Source organism: Cytobacillus firmus NBRC 15306, from assembly GCF_001591465.1.
In the GTDB taxonomy this organism is placed as follows: domain Bacteria; phylum Bacillota; class Bacilli; order Bacillales; family Cytobacillaceae; genus Cytobacillus; species Cytobacillus firmus.
Window position 1 is genome coordinate 1 of record NZ_BCUY01000082.1, and the last position, 16,043, is coordinate 16,043.

31 protein-coding genes are annotated in these 16,043 nt (G+C 42.3%); all 31 read left to right on the forward strand.

All coding sequences use genetic code 11. From position 1 onward, the window contains the following. The first annotated feature begins 448 nt into the window (after window positions 1–448). The 31 genes from rpsJ to rplQ all read left to right on the forward strand — a co-directional run bounded on the left by rpsJ (window position 449) and on the right by rplQ (window position 15,415). Window positions 449–757: a 30S ribosomal protein S10 gene (gene rpsJ / locus BFI01S_RS17700; protein WP_009336571.1), complete on the forward strand. Its 309-nt coding sequence runs from the start codon at window positions 449–451 to the stop codon at window positions 755–757. A 40-nt stretch (window positions 758–797) separates the two neighbouring features. Further along, a complete protein-coding gene (rplC, locus tag BFI01S_RS17705; RefSeq protein ID WP_061793793.1) occupies window positions 798–1,424 on the forward strand; it encodes a 50S ribosomal protein L3 in 627 nt (208 codons plus the stop codon). A gap of 28 nt (window positions 1,425–1,452) precedes the next feature. Then, window positions 1,453–2,076 carry a 50S ribosomal protein L4 gene (rplD, locus tag BFI01S_RS17710; RefSeq protein ID WP_061793794.1) on the forward strand — a complete coding sequence of 208 codons (624 nt, stop codon included), beginning with the start codon at window positions 1,453–1,455 and terminating at the stop codon, window positions 2,074–2,076. Beyond that, the gene (rplW, locus tag BFI01S_RS17715; protein ID WP_061793795.1) at window positions 2,076–2,360 is read left to right on the forward strand and encodes a 50S ribosomal protein L23; all 285 of its coding nucleotides are present in this window, start codon (window positions 2,076–2,078) and stop codon (window positions 2,358–2,360) included. Before rplD ends, rplW begins: the two co-directional genes overlap by 1 nt. Before the next feature lie 30 nt (window positions 2,361–2,390). After that, window positions 2,391–3,221, forward strand: a complete 831-nt coding sequence (gene rplB, locus BFI01S_RS17720) for a 50S ribosomal protein L2 (RefSeq protein WP_035332294.1) — start codon at window positions 2,391–2,393, stop codon at window positions 3,219–3,221. Window positions 3,222–3,281: 60 nt separating this feature from the next. Then, a complete protein-coding gene (rpsS, locus tag BFI01S_RS17725) occupies window positions 3,282–3,560 on the forward strand; it encodes a 30S ribosomal protein S19 (protein WP_061793796.1) in 279 nt (92 codons plus the stop codon). An 18-nt stretch (window positions 3,561–3,578) separates the two neighbouring features. Continuing rightward, window positions 3,579–3,920 carry a 50S ribosomal protein L22 gene (gene rplV, locus BFI01S_RS17730; RefSeq protein WP_009336582.1) on the forward strand — a complete coding sequence of 114 codons (342 nt, stop codon included), beginning with the start codon at window positions 3,579–3,581 and terminating at the stop codon, window positions 3,918–3,920. A 3-nt stretch (window positions 3,921–3,923) separates the two neighbouring features. Next, a complete protein-coding gene (gene rpsC, locus BFI01S_RS17735; protein WP_009336585.1) occupies window positions 3,924–4,580 on the forward strand; it encodes a 30S ribosomal protein S3 in 657 nt (218 codons plus the stop codon). A gap of 1 nt (window position 4,581) precedes the next feature. Further along, window positions 4,582–5,016, forward strand: a complete 435-nt coding sequence (gene rplP / locus BFI01S_RS17740) for a 50S ribosomal protein L16 (RefSeq protein WP_048011516.1) — start codon at window positions 4,582–4,584, stop codon at window positions 5,014–5,016. After that, entirely contained in the window at window positions 5,006–5,206 is a 201-nt protein-coding gene (rpmC, locus tag BFI01S_RS17745) for a 50S ribosomal protein L29 (protein ID WP_009336588.1), read from the forward strand. The genes rplP and rpmC overlap by 11 nt, the downstream gene beginning before the upstream one ends. Before the next feature lie 21 nt (window positions 5,207–5,227). Then, on the forward strand, window positions 5,228–5,491 hold the full coding sequence (rpsQ, locus tag BFI01S_RS17750) for a 30S ribosomal protein S17 (protein WP_009336589.1): 264 nt from the start codon (window positions 5,228–5,230) through the stop codon (window positions 5,489–5,491). A 41-nt stretch (window positions 5,492–5,532) separates the two neighbouring features. Next, window positions 5,533–5,901 (forward strand): 50S ribosomal protein L14, encoded by a 369-nt coding sequence (gene rplN, locus BFI01S_RS17755; RefSeq protein WP_009336590.1) that lies wholly within the window; start codon window positions 5,533–5,535, stop codon window positions 5,899–5,901. Window positions 5,902–5,938: 37 nt separating this feature from the next. After that, entirely contained in the window at window positions 5,939–6,250 is a 312-nt protein-coding gene (gene rplX / locus BFI01S_RS17760) for a 50S ribosomal protein L24 (protein WP_035332291.1), read from the forward strand. A 26-nt stretch (window positions 6,251–6,276) separates the two neighbouring features. Continuing rightward, entirely contained in the window at window positions 6,277–6,816 is a 540-nt protein-coding gene (rplE, locus tag BFI01S_RS17765) for a 50S ribosomal protein L5 (RefSeq protein WP_026583674.1), read from the forward strand. Window positions 6,817–6,841: 25 nt separating this feature from the next. Continuing rightward, window positions 6,842–7,027: a 30S ribosomal protein S14 gene (gene rpsN, locus BFI01S_RS17770; RefSeq protein WP_009336593.1), complete on the forward strand. Its 186-nt coding sequence runs from the start codon at window positions 6,842–6,844 to the stop codon at window positions 7,025–7,027. 29 nt (window positions 7,028–7,056) lie between these two features. Further along, the gene (gene rpsH, locus BFI01S_RS17775) at window positions 7,057–7,455 is read left to right on the forward strand and encodes a 30S ribosomal protein S8 (protein ID WP_061793797.1); all 399 of its coding nucleotides are present in this window, start codon (window positions 7,057–7,059) and stop codon (window positions 7,453–7,455) included. Window positions 7,456–7,486: 31 nt separating this feature from the next. Continuing rightward, entirely contained in the window at window positions 7,487–8,023 is a 537-nt protein-coding gene (rplF, locus tag BFI01S_RS17780) for a 50S ribosomal protein L6 (RefSeq protein ID WP_061793798.1), read from the forward strand. A 32-nt stretch (window positions 8,024–8,055) separates the two neighbouring features. Beyond that, window positions 8,056–8,418 carry a 50S ribosomal protein L18 gene (rplR, locus tag BFI01S_RS17785; RefSeq protein WP_061793799.1) on the forward strand — a complete coding sequence of 121 codons (363 nt, stop codon included), beginning with the start codon at window positions 8,056–8,058 and terminating at the stop codon, window positions 8,416–8,418. Between the two features lie 24 nt (window positions 8,419–8,442). Beyond that, window positions 8,443–8,943, forward strand: coding sequence for a 30S ribosomal protein S5 (gene rpsE, locus BFI01S_RS17790; protein WP_009336597.1), 501 nt, complete (start codon window positions 8,443–8,445; stop codon window positions 8,941–8,943). Between the two features lie 13 nt (window positions 8,944–8,956). Further along, window positions 8,957–9,139 carry a 50S ribosomal protein L30 gene (gene rpmD / locus BFI01S_RS17795; RefSeq protein WP_009336598.1) on the forward strand — a complete coding sequence of 61 codons (183 nt, stop codon included), beginning with the start codon at window positions 8,957–8,959 and terminating at the stop codon, window positions 9,137–9,139. 32 nt (window positions 9,140–9,171) lie between these two features. Continuing rightward, window positions 9,172–9,612: a 50S ribosomal protein L15 gene (gene rplO, locus BFI01S_RS17800; protein ID WP_061793800.1), complete on the forward strand. Its 441-nt coding sequence runs from the start codon at window positions 9,172–9,174 to the stop codon at window positions 9,610–9,612. After that, a complete protein-coding gene (gene secY / locus BFI01S_RS17805; protein WP_061793801.1) occupies window positions 9,612–10,907 on the forward strand; it encodes a preprotein translocase subunit SecY in 1,296 nt (431 codons plus the stop codon). Before rplO ends, secY begins: the two co-directional genes overlap by 1 nt. A 58-nt stretch (window positions 10,908–10,965) precedes the next feature. Beyond that, window positions 10,966–11,616, forward strand: a complete 651-nt coding sequence (locus tag BFI01S_RS17810; protein ID WP_061793802.1) for an adenylate kinase — start codon at window positions 10,966–10,968, stop codon at window positions 11,614–11,616. After that, window positions 11,613–12,359, forward strand: coding sequence for a type I methionyl aminopeptidase (map, locus tag BFI01S_RS17815; protein ID WP_061793803.1), 747 nt, complete (start codon window positions 11,613–11,615; stop codon window positions 12,357–12,359). Before BFI01S_RS17810 ends, map begins: the two co-directional genes overlap by 4 nt. 16 nt (window positions 12,360–12,375) lie before the next feature. Beyond that, window positions 12,376–12,708, forward strand: coding sequence for a KOW domain-containing RNA-binding protein (locus BFI01S_RS17820; RefSeq protein WP_061793804.1), 333 nt, complete (start codon window positions 12,376–12,378; stop codon window positions 12,706–12,708). Next, entirely contained in the window at window positions 12,690–12,908 is a 219-nt protein-coding gene (gene infA / locus BFI01S_RS17825; RefSeq protein ID WP_009336604.1) for a translation initiation factor IF-1, read from the forward strand. Before BFI01S_RS17820 ends, infA begins: the two co-directional genes overlap by 19 nt. A 35-nt stretch (window positions 12,909–12,943) precedes the next feature. Beyond that, complete coding sequence (gene rpmJ / locus BFI01S_RS17830; protein ID WP_000868344.1) at window positions 12,944–13,057, forward strand: 50S ribosomal protein L36; 114 nt, start codon at window positions 12,944–12,946, stop codon at window positions 13,055–13,057. Between the two features lie 23 nt (window positions 13,058–13,080). Then, window positions 13,081–13,446: a 30S ribosomal protein S13 gene (gene rpsM, locus BFI01S_RS17835; RefSeq protein WP_009336605.1), complete on the forward strand. Its 366-nt coding sequence runs from the start codon at window positions 13,081–13,083 to the stop codon at window positions 13,444–13,446. A 22-nt stretch (window positions 13,447–13,468) separates the two neighbouring features. Next, the gene (gene rpsK / locus BFI01S_RS17840) at window positions 13,469–13,858 is read left to right on the forward strand and encodes a 30S ribosomal protein S11 (protein ID WP_061793805.1); all 390 of its coding nucleotides are present in this window, start codon (window positions 13,469–13,471) and stop codon (window positions 13,856–13,858) included. A 173-nt stretch (window positions 13,859–14,031) separates the two neighbouring features. Then, window positions 14,032–14,976, forward strand: a complete 945-nt coding sequence (locus tag BFI01S_RS17845; RefSeq protein WP_035332273.1) for a DNA-directed RNA polymerase subunit alpha — start codon at window positions 14,032–14,034, stop codon at window positions 14,974–14,976. Between the two features lie 76 nt (window positions 14,977–15,052). Then, window positions 15,053–15,415 (forward strand): 50S ribosomal protein L17, encoded by a 363-nt coding sequence (rplQ, locus tag BFI01S_RS17850; RefSeq protein ID WP_009336608.1) that lies wholly within the window; start codon window positions 15,053–15,055, stop codon window positions 15,413–15,415. The last annotated feature ends 628 nt before the right edge of the window (window positions 15,416–16,043 follow it).

Consider the following 16,043-nt stretch of genomic DNA (forward strand, 5'->3'; position numbering starts at 1 on the left):
ATGCAGATTAATTTTCAGATATAACAAGATGGACTCATTTTAATTTAGATGTAATGTAAATTGCAATCATGAATTTTAGAATGAATTCTTGCAGAGCAAACTTTCCGCAAAGAGATCAATTCTCCGCGTTTAATCATATTTCTTCTATATAATATGTTGATCATAATATTTTCTATTCAACTTATCACAATGCAAATAGTTAGACTTCTTTCGATAATATTGAAAACTGCATGAGCAGCAGTTATAATAGTAAAAGTGTGCGGAACAAAAAGAAATAACATATATATGTTGCATTTCATTTATTGTTTCTGTATAATAGACAATGTTGGTCTTTGACTGCGATGATGTGAAAGGTTGCTGACACACCCGGCCGCTTTGCCATGGCGAGTGTGTGGGAAATTTTCACGGAGAATGTCTATATTAAAATAGGCGAAAAGGAGGGAAAATAATGGCAAAACAAAAAATTCGTATTCGTTTAAAAGCGTATGATCACAGAATTCTTGATCAATCAGCAGAAAAGATTGTTGAGACTGCAAAACGTTCTGGTGCGGCTGTTTCAGGTCCGATTCCATTACCAACTGAAAAGTCTATCTATACAATCCTACGTGCGGTTCACAAGTACAAAGACTCTCGTGAGCAGTTCGAAATGCGTACGCACAAACGTCTAATCGACATCGTTAACCCAACACCACAAACGGTTGATTCTCTAATGCGTTTAGACTTACCGTCTGGTGTAGATATCGAAATTAAACTTTAATCAATAAATAATCTAAAGAAACTTAGGAGGTGTGACTGAAATGACCAAAGGAATCTTAGGTAGAAAGATTGGTATGACTCAAGTATTTGCTGAAAACGGTGATCTTATCCCGGTAACAGTAGTTGAGGCAGCTGCTAACGTTGTTCTTCAGAAGAAATCAGTTGAGACTGATGGATATGAAGCAATCCAGATCGGATTTGAAGACAAACGCGAAAAGTTGTCCAACAAACCTGAAAAAGGACATGTTGCTAAAGCAAACACTGCTCCTAAGCGCTTCGTACGCGAATTCCGCGGAGCTGATTTAGGACAATATGAAGTTGGTCAAGAAGTCAAAGTTGATATTTTCGCAGAAGGCGATACTGTTGATGTAACAGGAATTTCAAAAGGTAAAGGTTTCCAGGGTGCCATCAAGCGCCACGGACAATCTCGCGGGCCTATGGCTCACGGTTCTCGTTACCATCGTCGCCCTGGTTCAATGGGTCCTGTAGCTCCAAACCGTGTATTCAAAGGTAAATTATTACCTGGACGTATGGGTGGAGAGCAAGTGACTGTACAAAACCTTGAAATCGTAAAAGTTGATGTTGAGCGCAACCTTCTTTTGATCAAAGGTAATGTACCTGGAGCCAGAAAAGCATTAGTAAAAATTAAAAGTGCGGTAAAAGCATAATATTTAAACCAGAAAGGAGGAAAACAGAATGCCGAAAGTAGCATTGTTTAACCAAAGCGGATCTAAAGTTGGTGATATCGAACTTAATGATGCGATCTTTGGTATCGAGCCCAACCAGCACGTACTATTCGAAGCAGTTGTTATGCAAAGAGCTTCATTACGTCAAGGGACTCATAAAACTAAAATTCGTTCTGAAGTAGCGGGCGGAGGACGTAAGCCATGGCGCCAAAAAGGCACAGGCCGTGCACGTCAAGGTTCTATCCGTTCACCACAATGGCGCGGAGGCGGTACTGTATTTGGTCCTGTACCACGCAGCTACAGCTACAAACTACCTAAAAAGGTTCGCCGTCTGGCAATCAAATCTGCGTTATCTTCTAAAGTGATAGAAGAAAACATCCTAGTATTAGAAGGCCTTGCTTTCGAAGCGCCTAAAACAAAAGACTTTAAAGGTGTATTAAATGGTCTTTCTGTTGATTCTAAAGCACTTATCGTAACTGCTGACCTAGATGAGAACGTAGCATTATCTGCTCGTAACATCCCTGGTGTAACAGTTGTATCTGCTTCTGGAATCACTGTTTTAGATGTTTTAAACCATGATAAGCTTATCATGACGAAAGCAGCGGTTGAAAAAGTAGAGGAGGTGCTTGCATAATGGATGCACGCGAAATCATTAAGCGCCCCGTAATCACTGAACGTTCTACTGATATTATGGCTGATAAAAAATATACGTTCGAAGTTGACGTACGAGCTAACAAAACTCAAGTTAAAGACGCTGTAGAAGAAATCTTTGGCGTTAAAGTTGAGAAAGTTAACATCATGAACTACAAAGGCAAGTTCAAGCGTATGGGCAAATTCGGCGGTTACACTAACAAACGCCGTAAAGCGATCGTTAAATTAACAGCCGAAAGCCAAGAAATCGAGCTTTTTGAAGCTTAATAACTATAACTAGAAGAGGAGGGAAACGAAATGGCGATTAAAAAGTATAAACCTACCTCTAATGGTCGTCGCGGCATGACGGTTTCTGATTTCGCAGAAATCACGACTAACCAACCAGAAAAGTCTTTACTTGCTCCTTTAAAGAGAAAAGGCGGCCGTAACAACCAAGGTAAGTTGACAGTTCGTCATCAAGGCGGCGGTCATAAACGTCAATATCGTATCATCGATTTCAAACGTACAAAAGATGGCATTCCAGGACGCGTTGCCACAATCGAATATGATCCAAACCGCTCTGCAAATATTGCACTAATTAACTATGTAGATGGAGAAAAGCGCTACATCCTTGCACCTAAGAACTTACAGGTAGGCATGGAAGTAATGTCTGGTCCTGAAGCAGATATCAAAGTGGGTAATGCACTTCCGCTAGCTAACATTCCAGTGGGTACTGTAATCCACAACATCGAATTAAAACCTGGTAAAGGCGGACAATTAGTACGTTCTGCTGGTACTTCTGCACAAGTTCTTGGTAAAGAAGGAAAGTACGTATTAGTTCGTTTAAACTCTGGTGAAGTTCGCATGATTCTTGCTGAGTGCCGTGCGACTGTAGGTCAAGTCGGTAACGAGCAGCACGAGCTTATTAACATTGGTAAAGCAGGTCGTTCACGCTGGTTAGGCAAGCGCCCAACTGTACGTGGATCTGTAATGAACCCTAACGATCACCCTCACGGTGGTGGTGAAGGACGTGCGCCAATCGGACGTAAGTCTCCAATGACTCCTTGGGGCAAACCAACACTTGGTTACAAGACTCGCAAGAAGAACAACAAATCAGACAAATTTATCGTACGTCGTCGTAAAAAATAACGGGATTGTACTACGGTTCCAACTAAGAACCGTAGAGCAATCACGAAGGGAGGTTCAATCATGGGTCGCAGCTTAAAAAAAGGACCTTTTGTTGATGAACATTTAATGAAAAAGATCGAAAAGCTTAATGAAACAGATAGCAAGCAAGTAACTAAAACTTGGTCTCGCCGTTCTACGATCTTCCCACAATTCATCGGACACACAATCGCAGTTTATGATGGTCGTAAACATGTGCCTGTATACATCACTGAAGACATGGTAGGCCACAAGCTTGGAGAATTCGCTCCAACTCGTGCGTACAAAGGCCATGGCAATGATGATAAGAAAACAAGACGTTAATGAGAGGAGGGCATTCTAATGCAAGCTAAAGCTGTTGCAAGAACAGTTCGTATTGCTCCTCGTAAAGCACGTTTAGTCGTAGATTTAATTCGAGGAAAGCAAGTAGGCGAAGCAGTAGCGATTTTAAACCTAACACCTAAAGCTGCTTCTCCAATCGTAGAGAAAGTTTTAAAATCTGCACTAGCTAACGCTGAGCACAACTACGAAATGGACGTTAACAACCTGGTAGTTGCTCAAGCATTCGTAGACGAAGGACCAACTTTAAAACGTTTCCGTCCTCGCGCTATGGGCCGTGCAAGCCAAATCAACAAGCGCACTAGCCATATTACTATCGTTTTATCTGAAAAGAAGGAGGGATAATCAGTGGGTCAAAAAGTAAATCCAGTCGGTTTGCGTGTCGGTGTCATCCGTGATTGGGAGTCAAAATGGTACGCAGGCAAAGACTATGCTGATCTTTTACACGAAGACCTTAAGGTTCGTGAGTACATCACAAAGCGCTTAAGCGATGCTTCTGTTTCTAAAGTAGAAATCGAACGTGCTGCTAATCGCCTGAACATCACTATCCACACTGCGAAACCAGGAATGGTTATCGGTAAAGGTGGTACTGAGGTTGAAGCACTTCGCAAGTCACTTAACTCATTAACTGGCAAGCGTGTTCACATCAACATCCTTGAAATTAAAAGAGCTGATATCGATGCGAAATTGGTTGCGGAAAACATTGCTCGTCAATTAGAAAACCGCGTATCTTTCCGTCGTGCTCAAAAACAAACTATTCAACGTGCAATGCGCGCTGGCGCTAAAGGTATCAAAACAATGGTATCTGGTCGTTTAGGCGGTGCTGATATCGCTCGTTCAGAATCATACAGCGAAGGAACAGTTCCACTTCATACTCTTCGTGCTGATATCGATTATGCTACAGCTGAAGCTGATACAACTTACGGTAAATTGGGCGTAAAAGTATGGATCTATCGTGGAGAGGTCCTTCCTACGAAGAAGAAAACTGGGGAAGGAGGCAAATAATATGTTATTGCCAAAGCGCGTAAAATATCGTCGTGTACACCGCGGAAAAATGCGTGGTCAATCAAAGGGCGGAACTGAAGTAAACTTCGGTGAATATGGCCTTCAAGCTCTAGAAGCTTCTTGGATCACTAACCGTCAAATTGAATCTGCACGTATTGCAATGACTCGTTACATGAAACGTGGCGGTAAAGTTTGGATTCAAATTTTCCCTCACAAGCCTTACACTGCAAAGCCTCTAGAAGTCCGCATGGGTTCCGGTAAAGGTGCTCCTGAGGGATGGGTTGCAGTTGTTAAGCCTGGTAAAGTAATGTTCGAAATCGCTGGTGTATCTGAAGAGATCGCTCGTGAAGCATTACGTCTTGCAGCACACAAACTTCCAGTTAAGTGCAAGTTTGTAAAACGAGAAGAAATTGGTGGTGAATCAAATGAAAGCTAATGAAATTCGTGACCTTACCACTGCTGAAATTGAACAAAAAGTAAAATCATTAAAAGAAGAGCTTTTCAACCTTCGCTTTCAATTGGCGACTGGACAACTTGAAAACACAGCTCGCATTCGTGAAGTACGCAAAGCGATTGCCCGCATGAAAACTGTTATTCGTGAAAGAGAAATCGGCTTTAGCAAGTGATATTGAGAGGAGGTTCGCACAATGAGTGAACGCAACCAACGCAAAGTTTACACTGGACGCGTCGTTTCTGACAAAATGGATAAGACAGTAACGGTTCTTGTCGAAACTTACAAAAAGCATCCACTTTACGGTAAACGCGTTAAGTACTCTAAAAAGTTCAAGGCTCATGATGAGCAAAACCAAGCAAAAACTGGCGATATCGTTCGTATTATGGAAACTCGTCCACTATCTGCGACTAAACGCTTCCGTCTTGTAGAAGTAGTTGAAAAAGCAGTTATTATCTAATTGTTCGGTTGGGAGATTTATCCCGAAGGGAGGTTACACACATGATTCAACAAGAATCACGTTTAAAAGTTGCTGACAACTCTGGTGCTCGTGAAGTACTTACAATCAAAGTTCTTGGTGGCTCTGGCCGCAAAACTGCTAACATCGGTGATGTTATCGTTTGTACAGTGAAACAAGCAACACCAGGTGGCGTTGTTAAAAAAGGTGATGTTGTTAAAGCGGTAGTTGTTCGTACTAAGAGCGGTGTACGCCGTAATGACGGTACTTACATTCGTTTCGATGAAAACGCATGTGTAATTATTCGTGATGACAAAGGACCACGCGGAACTCGTATCTTCGGACCGGTTGCCCGTGAACTACGTGAAAACAACTTCATGAAAATTGTATCTTTAGCTCCAGAAGTACTATAAATAACAAATCAAATTGCCTTTAAGGAGGTGCGCACAGATGCATGTGAAAAAAGGTGACAAAGTAATGGTCATCTCTGGTAAGGATAAAGGCAAAACGGGCGTTATTCTTGCAGCGTTCCCTAAACAAAGCCGAGTGCTTGTTGAAGGAGTTAACATTGTAAAGAAACACTCTAAGCCTTCTCAGATGAACCCGCAAGGCGGAATCATCAGCCAAGAGGCACCTGTTCATGTATCAAACGTTATGCCTGTTGATCCTAAATCTGGTGAACCAACTCGTGTAGGCTATAAAACGGTTGATGGCAAAAAAGTACGTGTTGCAACAAAATCCGGTGAAGTTCTAGATAAATAGTTTAAAGAAGAAGGGAGGTACAATGAATGAACCGCCTAAAAGAAAAGCATTCAAAAGAAATTACTCCTGCTCTAATGAGCAAGTTTAACTATAAATCAGTTATGCAAGTACCTAAGCTTGAAAAAATCGTTATCAACATGGGTGTTGGTGACGCTGTTCAAAACGCTAAAGCACTAGATAAAGCTGTTGAGGAATTAACTTTGATCACTGGTCAAAAGCCGGTTATCACTCGTGCTAAGAAATCAATCGCTGGCTTCCGTCTTCGTGAAGGTATGCCTATCGGTGCGAAAGTTACTCTTCGTGGAGAGCGCATGTATGAGTTCTTTGATAAGTTAGTATCTGTATCTCTTCCACGTGTACGTGACTTCCGCGGTATCTCTAAGAAGTCATTTGACGGCCGTGGTAACTATACTCTAGGTGTCAAAGAACAGTTGATCTTCCCTGAGATTGATTACGATAAAGTAAGCAAAGTTCGTGGTATGGATATCGTTATCGTAACTACAGCTAACACTGATGAAGAAGCTCGTGAACTTTTAACTCAATTTGGAATGCCATTCCAAAAGTAATCGCTAAATAGAGGGAGGCGAAAACGTGGCTAAAAAGTCAATGATTGCGAAGCAAAAACGCACGCCTAAACACAAGGTACAGGAGTACACTCGCTGCGAACGCTGCGGACGTCCACATTCTGTATACCGTAAATTTAAGCTTTGTCGTATTTGTTTCCGTGAATTAGCATATAAAGGACAAATTCCTGGCGTGAAAAAAGCTAGCTGGTAAACCCCAAGCATGGGAAGGAGGTAAAAACAATGGTCATGACAGATCCAATTGCAGACTTGCTAACTCGCATCCGTAATGCGAACATGGTTCGTCACGAAAAATTAGAAGTTCCTGCTTCTAACATCAAGAAAGAAATTGCAGAGATCTTAAAGCGTGAAGGTTTTGTACGTGATGTTGAGCTTATCGAGGATAACAAGCAAGGCATCATCCGCATTTTCCTAAAATACGGTGCAAACAACGAACGCGTTATCACTGGTCTTAAGCGTATCAGTAAGCCTGGTCTTCGTGTATACGCAAAGGCTGATGAAGTACCTCGTGTACTTAACGGTCTTGGAATCGCACTAGTTTCTACTTCTCAAGGCGTTATCACTGATAAAGAAGCCCGCGCTAAACAAGTCGGCGGAGAAGTATTAGCATACGTTTGGTAATAGAGTTTTTCATGAATGGAGGTGCAATTAAATGTCTCGTATAGGTAAAAAACCAATCGAAATTCCAACTGGTGTTACTGTTACTAACGACAATAACACTGTTACTGTGAAAGGTCCTAAAGGTGAACTTTCCCGTTCATTCAACCAGGATATCGAAATCAAGGTGGAAGACAACGTAATCAACGTTTCCCGTCCATCTGATGCGAAAGAACACCGCGCATTGCACGGAACTACTCGCGCGCTTCTAGCTAACATGGTTGAAGGTGTCTCAAAAGGATTTGAAAGAGGACTAGAGCTTATCGGTGTCGGTTACCGTGCTCAAAAACAAGGCAAAAAGCTTGTTTTAAACGTTGGTTACTCTCATCCTGTTGAAATCGAGCCTGAAGAAGGTATTGAAGTTGAAGTTCCTTCTAACACAAAGATCATTGTTAAAGGTACTAGCAAAGAGCGTGTTGGCGCATTGGCTGCTAACATCCGTGATGTTCGTCCTCCAGAGCCTTACAAAGGTAAAGGTATCCGCTATGAAGGCGAATATGTTCGTCGTAAAGAAGGTAAAACTGGTAAGTAATGCCGCTTAGGTAAACGAAAGGAGTGACCGAAATGATTACGAAGGCTGATAAAAATGCGGTTCGTAAGAAAAGACATGCTCGTGTGCGTGCGAAACTTTCTGGAACTGCGGCTCGTCCTCGTTTAAATGTGTATCGTTCAAACAAGCACATTTATGCTCAACTTATTGATGATGTAAACGGAGTTACTGTAGCAAGTGCTTCTACACAAGATAAAGAAGTGAACCTTGATGCAACTGGCAACGTAGATGCAGCAGTTAAGGTCGGAGAATTAGTTGCAAAGCGCGCTATCGAAAAAGGCGTAAAAGCTGTCGTTTTCGATCGTGGTGGCTATCTATATCATGGACGTGTTCAAGCATTAGCTGATGCTGCACGTGAAAATGGTTTAGAATTTTAATAGACAAAGGAGGGACACAAAAAGATGCGTCGTATTGATCCAAACAAACTTGAACTTGAAGAGCGCGTAGTTACGGTTAATCGTGTAGCAAAGGTTGTTAAAGGTGGACGTCGTTTTCGTTTCTCTGCTCTTGTAGTAGTAGGTGACAAAAACGGTCACGTTGGCTTTGGTACAGGTAAAGCACAGGAAGTTCCTGAAGCGATCCGCAAAGCTATTGAAGATGCTAAGAAAAACTTAGTCGAAGTACCTATGGTTGGAACTACAATTCCTCACCAGGTAATCGGTCACTTCGGTGCTGGAGAAATCCTTCTTAAGCCTGCTTCTGAAGGTACTGGAGTAATAGCCGGAGGTCCAGTTCGTGCGGTTCTAGAATTAGCTGGTGTTGGTGATATCCTATCTAAATCTTTAGGTACAAACACACCAATCAACATGGTTCGCGCCACTTTGAACGGTTTAACTCAATTAAAACGTGCTGAGGACGTAGCGAAATTACGTGGTAAATCAGTAGAAGAACTGTTAGGATAAGGAGGGATATCAAATGGCGAATAAACTAGAAGTAACCCTCACTCGCAGCGTGATTGGTCGCCCGCAAGACCAGCGCGAAACAGTTAAGGCTCTTGGCTTACGCAAAATGCACCAAACAGTTGAGCATCAAGATAATCCTGCTATCCGCGGAATGATCAACAAAGTTGCTCACCTTGTTGTGGTAAAAGAAAAATAAATCTATTCTTCTACAAATAAGGAGGTGCCAACATGAAACTTCATGAATTAAAGCCTGCAGAAGGTTCTCGTGGGGAACGCAAACGCAAAGGCCGTGGTATCGGTTCCGGTAATGGTAAAACTGCTGGTAAGGGTCATAAAGGTCAAAACGCTCGTTCTGGCGGCGGTGTCCGTCCTGGATTCGAGGGTGGTCAAACACCTTTATTCCAACGCTTGCCTAAACGCGGTTTCACTAACATCAACCGTAAAGAGTACGCGATTGTGAACCTTGATGCTTTAAACCGTTTCGAAGATGGAGCTGAAGTAACTCCTGAGCTTCTTATCGAAACTGGTGTAGTAAGCAACGAAAAAGCAGGAATCAAGATTCTTGCAAAAGGCAAAGTTGAGAAAAAGCTTACAGTTAAAGCTCATAAATTCTCCTCTGCTGCAAAGGAAGCTATTGAAGCTGCCGGCGGTCAAACTGAGGTGATCTAATGTTTCAAACAATCTCCAATTTTATGCGTGTGGGTGATATAAGACGAAAGATTATTTTCACCCTTTTAATGCTGATTGTATTTCGCATCGGTACATTTATCCCTGTACCGGGCGTAAATGCAGAGCTATTAAAAGCCCAGGATGAACTAAATGTATTCGGTGTTCTGAATACATTCGGCGGCGGGGCGCTCCTCAACTTCTCAATCCTTGCAATGGGTATCATGCCGTATATTACGGCATCCATCATTGTGCAGCTTCTGCAGATGGATGTTGTTCCTAAGTTTACGGAATGGTCAAAGCAGGGTGATGTCGGACGCCGTAAGTTAGCTCAGTTTACCCGTTACTTTACTATCGTGCTTGGTTTTATCCAGGCTCTCGGTATGTCTTATGGGTTTAATAACCTAGCAGGCGGAATGCTGATTGAGAATCCGGGAATCACTTCTTATCTATTGATTGCCGTAGTATTGACTGCCGGAACTGCATTTCTAATGTGGCTTGGTGAGCAGATTACATCAAAAGGTGTAGGCAATGGTATCTCCATCCTTATCTTTGCTGGTATCGTAGCTGGGATTCCTTCAACGGTTAACCAAATTTACGCTCAGCAGTTTGAAAACGCTGGAGAGGCGCTATTCCTTCGCATTGTGACAGTTGTGCTTATCTTAATCGCAGTCATTGCTATTGTTGTAGGAACGATCTTTATCCAACAGGCATTAAGAAAAATTCCTATTCAATATGCTAAGCGTGTAACAGCAGGAAATAATTCTGCTGGCGGACAATCAACTCATCTTCCGTTAAAAGTTAATGCAGCTGGTGTAATTCCAGTAATCTTTGCGATTTCATTCATCATCACGCCAAGAACCATTGCCGGTTTCTTTGAGCAGAATGATGTGACGCTATGGATTCAAAGAATATTTGACTATACGTCTCCAATCGGAATGGTCATCTATAGTGCATTAATCATTGCTTTTACTTATTTCTATGCTTTCATTCAGGTGAACCCGGAACAAGTTGCGGAAAATCTGAAAAAGCAGGGCGGTTATATCCCGGGCATCCGTCCAGGAAATAATACGCAGGAATATCTGACTCGCGTCTTATACCGTTTAACCTTTGTGGGTGCTCTCTTCTTGACAGTGATTTCAATCCTGCCGGTATTCTTCATTAACATCGCCGGATTGCCTGAATCTGCACAAATTGGAGGCACAAGCCTGCTGATCGTTGTCGGTGTTGCACTGGAAACGATGAAGCAGCTTGAAGCACAGCTGGTTAAGCGTCATTATAAAGGTTTCATTAAATAATTTGGTTGTAGGGGACGCATGTTCCCTTATACCATTTAGAGACTAGGGGGAAATTGACGTGAATTTAGTTTTAATGGGGCTCCCTGGTGCCGGTAAAGGTACACAAGCCGAGAAGATCGTCCAAAAATACGGCATCCCTCATATCTCTACCGGAGATATGTTCCGTGCGGCTATTAAAGACGAAACGGACCTAGGCCTTAAAGCAAAATCATTCATGGATAAAGGCGAGCTTGTTCCTGATGAGGTAACAATCGGCATTGTGCGTGAACGATTAAGCAAGGATGATTGCGAAAAAGGCTTTTTGCTGGATGGCTTCCCAAGAACGGTTGCCCAAGCAGATGCCCTTGAAAACATCCTTTCTGATTTAGACAAGAAAATTGATTATGTTATTAATATTGATGTTGATCAGAGCATTCTAATGGAGCGTCTTACAGGACGCCGCATCTGTAAAGACTGCGGAGCTACTTATCATTTAGTATTCAATCCGCCAGCGAAAGACGGAGTGTGCGATCGCTGCGGCGGTGAGCTTTATCAGCGTGCTGATGATAATGAAGCGACTGTTCAGAATAGACTTGACGTTAATATTAAACAAACAAAACCGTTGCTTGATTTCTACGAAACGAAAGGTTATCTGCGCAATATTGACGGTCAGCAGGATATTAACAAAGTATTTTCTGATCTTGATGCATTGCTCGGGGGCTTACAATGATCATTTGCAAAACCCCGCGTGAGCTCGAAATTATGCGTGAGGCCGGCAGAATCGTAGCACTTACACATCAGGAACTGAAAAAACATATTGCACCCGGAATCACAACCCGCGAGCTGGATGTTATTGCTGACAAGTTTATCCGTAAACATGATGCAATCCCATCCTTTAAAGGGTATAATGGTTTCCGCGGCAGCATCTGTGCTTCAGTTAACGATGAACTTGTTCATGGCATTCCTGGTGATCGAGTTTTAAATGACGGTGATATAATCAGCATTGATATCGGTGCTAAATATAACGGTTATCATGGTGACTCAGCCTGGACATATGCTGTTGGCCAAATTGATGAGGAATCTGAGCGTCTGATGGATGTGACAGAAGAATCATTATATAAGGGCCTTGAAGAAGCAAAACCGGGTGAGCGCTTGTCGAACATCTCCCATGCTATCCAAACGTATGCGGAATCTAATGGCTTTTCCATTGTACGCGAGTATGTCGGCCATGGTATAGGGCAAGACTTACATGAGGATCCTCAAATTCCTCATTATGGACCCCCTAACAGAGGGCCGCGTTTAAAGCCGGGAATGGTACTTGCTATTGAACCTATGGTGAATGCAGGAAGTCGTTATGTTAAAACCTTATCCGATAACTGGACAGTTGTAACGGTTGACGGTAAAAGGTGTGCACATTTTGAGCATACAATAGCGATCACTGAATCCGGTTATGAAATACTGACAAAAGCCTAAGGTGCAGGTGATTCCATTGTTTGGATCTGATACGAATCCGCAGCCTGGTCAAATTGTTTTGATCAAAAGTGGGCGTGATGCTGGTCAATATGCTATAATTATAAGGTTGTTGGATGAAAGGTATGTTATGCTTGCTGACGGCGGCAGAAAGAAATTCGATCGCCCGAAGAAAAAGAACGTTCAGCATCTGCAATTGCTTAATTATATCTCTCCAGAAGTTCAGACCAGTCTCGAGGAGACCGGCCGTGTAACAAACGGAAAGTTGCGCTTTGCGCTTGCAAAGTATGTAAATGAATTCGTATATGACATGAAGAAGGGAGAAAAAGTTCAATGGCGAAAGACGATGTAATCGAAATAGAAGGCACAGTTGTTGATACTTTGCCAAATGCAATGTTTAAGGTAGAATTAGAAAATGGTCATACAGTGCTAGCTCATGTATCCGGTAAGATCCGCATGCACTTCATCCGCATTTTACCTGGAGATAAAGTAACAGTTGAGCTATCTCCATATGATTTAACACGCGGTAGAATCACATATCGTTTTAAATAATCATTGCACTCCGTACTATTAAGGAGGTTAGGATAATGAAAGTAAGACCATCAGTTAAACCAATCTGCGAAAAGTGTAAAGTTATCCGCAGACGTGGAAAAGTAATGGTTATCTGTGAAAACCCTAAACATAAACAAAAACAAGGTTAATTCGAAGGAGGTGCGCTTATACAATGGCACGTATTGCTGGTGTAGATGTTCCACGTGAAAAACGTGTAGTAATCTCATTAACTTATATCTTTGGTATTGGTAAATCTACAGCTCAGAAAGTTTTGGCTGAAGCTGGTGTTTCTGAAGACACTCGTGTTCGTGATCTTACAGAAGATGAACTTAACAAAATCCGTGACATCATCGACAAATTGAAAGTTGAAGGTGACCTTCGCCGTGAGGTTTCACTAAACATCAAACGTCTAATGGAGATCGGAAGCTATCGCGGTCTACGTCATCGCCGTGGTTTACCGGTTCGCGGACAAAACACAAAAAACAACGCTCGTACACGCAAAGGTCCTCGTAAGACTGTAGCGAACAAGAAGAAATAATCGGTAAAGGAGGTAACTTTAAATGGCTCGTAAAACTAATACACGTAAGCGTCGTGTGAAAAAGAATATTGAACAGGGTATTGCACATATCCGTTCTACTTTCAACAACACAATCGTAACTATCACTGATGTTCATGGAAATGCTATTTCATGGTCAAGTGCTGGAGCTCTTGGATTCAAAGGTTCACGTAAATCTACTCCATTCGCAGCACAAATGGCAGCTGAAACTGCAGCTAAAACTTCTCAGGAACACGGTATGAAAACCCTTGAAGTAACTGTTAAAGGACCTGGTGCAGGACGTGAAGCTGCTATCCGTGCTCTTCAAGCTGCTGGTCTAGAAGTTACTGCTATCAGAGACGTAACTCCAGTTCCTCATAACGGATGTCGTCCGCCAAAACGCCGCCGTGTATAATTTTTCTGTATAGAATTTGTATCCTTGTCTATAATGGGATATGATACTAATTTTTTAGTTATACAGAACAATTATTCCAGTTGTTGTGCACAAAACGGGAACGTATACATGGGGGAATTTCGGTTAGAGATTGCTAGCCGGGGTTTCGACGTTTTGAAGGAGGGTATATTTTGATGATCGAAATAGAAAAACCAAAAATCGAAACGGTTGAGATCAGCGATGATGCCAAGTACGGCAAGTTCGTCGTCGAGCCACTTGAGCGTGGATATGGTACAACTTTGGGTAACTCCTTACGTCGTATCCTTTTATCCTCACTCCCAGGTGCCGCTGTCACATCGATCCAAATTGATGGGGTACTTCATGAGTTCTCAACAATTGAAGGCGTCGTAGAAGATGTAACATCTATCATTTTAAACATTAAAAAACTAGCACTTAAAATCTACTCTGATGAAGAAAAAACATTGGAAATCGATGTTCAGGGTGAAGGTGTAGTGAAGGCAGCTGACGTAACACATGACAGCGATGTTGAAATCCTGAATCCGGATCTTCATATTGCTACTCTAGGTTCGAATGCCCACCTGCGCATGCGTTTAACTGCAAGACGCGGACGAGGCTATACACCAGCTGACCAAAACAAGAGAGAAGATCAGCCAATCGGTGTGATTCCGATCGACTCCATCTACACTCCAGTAGCTCGTATTTCTTATCAGGTAGAGAATACACGTGTGGGTCAAATGACTAACTATGATAAGTTAACATTCGATGTTTGGACTGACGGCAGTACAGGTCCTCAAGATGCGGTTGCACTTGGAGCGAAGATCTTAACTGAGCATTTGAATATCTTTGTCGGTTTAACTGATGAAGCTCAAAATGCCGAAATCATGGTTGAAAAAGAAGAAGACCAAAAAGAGAAAGTACTTGAGATGACAATTGAAGAACTTGACTTGTCTGTACGTTCTTACAACTGCTTAAAGCGCGCTGGCATCAATACTGTTCAGGAATTAGCCAATAAGACTGAAGAGGATATGATGAAGGTCCGTAACCTTGGCAGAAAGTCACTTGAGGAAGTAAAACATAAATTAGAAGATCTTGGACTGGGCTTACGCAAAGACGATTGATTAATGAAGATTAATTGATTATCTATATGTTTGCTTTCAGCAGATTGAATGACTTCAACAAAGGAGGGAAACTTTCATGGGATACAGAAAGTTAGGACGCACTAGCTCACAACGTAAAGCTATGCTGCGTGACTTAGCAACAGATCTAATCATCAATGAGCGCATCGAAACAACTGAAGCTCGTGCGAAAGAACTTCGTTCAGTTGTTGAGAAAATGATCACTCTTGGAAAGCGCGGCGACTTGCATGCACGCCGTCAAGCAGCTGCATTTGTTCGCAACGAGGTAGCTAACGCTGAAACTGACCAGGATGCAGTTCAAAAATTATTCAGCGACATCGCAACTCGTTATGAAGAGCGCCAAGGCGGATACACTCGTATTATGAAACTTGGACCTCGTCGTGGAGACGGTGCGCCAATGGTAATCATCGAGTTAGTATAATTTTTAAGGAAAGGGCGCGGGACGGTTTCATTGAACTTGTTCTTTGCCCTTTTTCTATAAAAGCGGCTACTTCCTTAATTTGTCAGGAACGCCGAAATCAGGCCAAAAACGAGCGTTACGATGAGCATGTACAGCTAGTAAACAGGGATGGATGAGCAATAGATTCGCCATTGCCTGGTACATTGACTCGTCTAGCTCATGCACCTCTTCCGGAAATATGAAATGCGCCCGGCAATTTACTGCCTGACGGAATGAGGTGCAGGCTTTTTTAAATTCAGTATGTTCATAAACCATAAGGAAATCGAGGTCTTGAACATTTATACAATAGCAAGAACCAACCACCATACTGCGTCAGTATGAGCTTTTAATAGGGAGGCATAATAGGCATCCAATAAGCTTAGATAGCAGAAATCCAGATTTTCTTGTGTTTTACAAGTGTGGGAGAATGGTATCATTCAACGCTTGCTATCCGGTACATAACCTATTATCGAACTATTTAAAGCTCGCCAACAATGGCGGGTTTTTTCATTATATAAGAAACTATATAATATTGAACGATGGGAACAACTCTGTGGAAGGGTGTTTGCATCTAGCTCCAGCGCCTACCCCCTCGAGGTCACAAGCCAAT